Below are 677 nucleotides of genomic sequence, written 5' to 3' on the forward strand. Positions count from 1 at the left end.
TAGTAACAGTAGAGGCAAATTATGGTTTATCACTTATAAATAATATAAGAATAAAATCTATTGCCTTAACTACTTCAATAGTTAACTTAATTGTATCATTAGTTATGTTTATACTATTTGATTTTAGTAGTAAACAATTTCAATTTATTGAAGAGCATTATCAAATAAGTTATTTTGATATATATTTAGGTGTTGATGGTTTATCAATATACTTTGTATTATTAACAACTATAATAATGCCTATAGCAATATTATCAAATTGAAATTCAATAAAATCTCAAAATGTATTATCATTTGTAGTAATAATGTTATTATTAGAATCATTATTACTAGCAGTCTTTTTAGTTTTAGATGTATTATTATTTTATATATTCTTTGAAAGTATTTTACCACCTTTATTTTTATTAATAGGATTATTTGGTTCAAGTAATAAAGTAAGAGCTAGTTTTTATTTATTCTTATATACTTTATTAGGATCATTATTTATGTTATTATCAATAATAGGTATGTCTTCTATAATGGGAACAACAGATTTTGATGCTCTATCAAAAGCAAACTTTAACTATATAACTCAATTATTTTTATTTTATGGAATATTTATAGCTTTTGCTGTAAAAACACCAGTAATTTTTTTAAATACTTGATTATTAAAAGCTCACGTTGAATCACCATTATCA

At 21.3% G+C, this 677-nt stretch carries 2 protein-coding genes; both read left to right on the top strand.

All coding sequences use genetic code 11. The annotated features are described in order from the left end of the window. Positions 1-263: hypothetical protein (locus tag IE142_RS39845; RefSeq protein ID WP_229831244.1), on the top strand; the 263-nt coding region annotated here is incomplete at its 5' end. A gap of 42 nt (positions 264-305) precedes the next feature. Next, on the top strand, positions 306-644 hold the full coding sequence (locus tag IE142_RS39850; RefSeq protein WP_188404652.1) for a proton-conducting transporter transmembrane domain-containing protein: 339 nt from the start codon (positions 306-308) through the stop codon (positions 642-644). The last annotated feature ends 33 nt before the right edge of the window (positions 645-677 follow it).

The organism is Streptomyces mutabilis, from assembly GCF_014649815.1.
GTDB classification, from domain to species: domain Bacteria; phylum Actinomycetota; class Actinomycetes; order Streptomycetales; family Streptomycetaceae; genus Streptomyces; species Streptomyces mutabilis.